Source organism: Pseudotamlana agarivorans (assembly GCF_001642835.1).
GTDB classification, from domain to species: Bacteria; Bacteroidota; Bacteroidia; order Flavobacteriales; family Flavobacteriaceae; genus Pseudotamlana; species Pseudotamlana agarivorans.
Genome location: NZ_LXEI01000051.1, coordinates 1 through 1,093, shown reverse-complemented (window position 1 = coordinate 1,093; position 1,093 = coordinate 1). Strand labels below are relative to the sequence as shown.

Sequence of the window (1,093 nt, the reverse complement as noted above, 5' to 3'; positions counted from 1 at the left end):
CAAAGACTGTAATGTTATGGGAGAAATCATTCTCTCGCGTTATGATCTGTTTATTTCAACCAAGTTAAAAACTCATGTAACCACAAATTTGAATGCTCAAGAGTTGGAAGAACGTTACGGCAAACGGGTGCGTTCGCGTATGCGCGAGGTTTTTAATTTAGTCGCTTTTGATAAGAATACTGGAGATAAACGGAAGTAAATCGAGGATCTTCCTTTGATAAACAATGCATTGAGTTTTTAAATCAACTTTTTAATAACCCCATTAAAATAGCCAAAGCCATGGCCTTGGTATTTTTACTTCTAAGGAAATAAGCTGCTTCTTCATCATGGGTAATAAAACCAATCTCCAGTAGTACAGAAGTGCAAAAAGGAGCAGTATCTCTAAGCACTTGAAAATTACTGTATTTTACAACACGATTTTTAAAACCTAAGTTGATATTAACTTCCTTTAATAACGATGAAGCAAGTTTCATGGGATAATTCCCATTCACAGAAGACTTTTCCCAAACAAAAGCTTCCATCCCGTAAGCAAAATTAAGAGCAGCATTGCAATGTAGGGATAAAAAGACATCAGCCTTTAATCTTTTGGAGAATTGACTTCTATCTTTTAATGCGATTAACGTGTCGTTGTGTCGTGTGAGGTGTATCTCAAACCGACTATCCAATACAGTTTTATTTAGTTGTAAAACCTCTTTAGCCAAATTCAAAACCACATCTTTCTCTCTAACATTAAGAACACCAAGAGCACCAGGATCCATTCCACCATGACCAGGGTCAATTACAATGATTTTTTTAGGAGCTATGATTTGACTAAAACACAGACAAGTTTTTAGTATCACTAGAAGAAAAATGACGTTTTGGAGCCTGTTTTTGAAAGTTACTTTCATGATTTTTTGATTTTTTAGAAGGAAAAGTCATAAGGATTGAGGCTATTTGTTTGCAATTAAAATCAAACAGAATTAAAAAATATTATCCATATAAAACTCTGTTAATCAGTGTTTTAAAAACAAATATATTGTAATTTTCATAAAGAGAAATCAGTAATAATTTAAAACCTTTTTAACATGAAAAAATCAATGTATCTCACGTGTTT

Annotated in this window: 1 protein-coding gene and 1 pseudogene; one reads left to right on the top strand and one right to left on the bottom strand. The window is 32.8% G+C overall.

The annotated features are described in order from the left end of the window. Window positions 1-199 (top strand): annotated as a pseudogene (locus tag A6I66_RS16415) (ATPase); the annotation flags it as partial. 43 nt (window positions 200-242) lie between these two features. On the opposite strand, the gene A6I66_RS16410 reads toward A6I66_RS16415, so the two are convergent. Then, window positions 243-887, bottom strand: a complete 645-nt coding sequence (locus A6I66_RS16410; protein WP_067151978.1) for an N-acetylmuramoyl-L-alanine amidase family protein — start codon at window positions 885-887, stop codon at window positions 243-245. Between the last annotated feature and the right edge of the window lie 206 nt (window positions 888-1,093).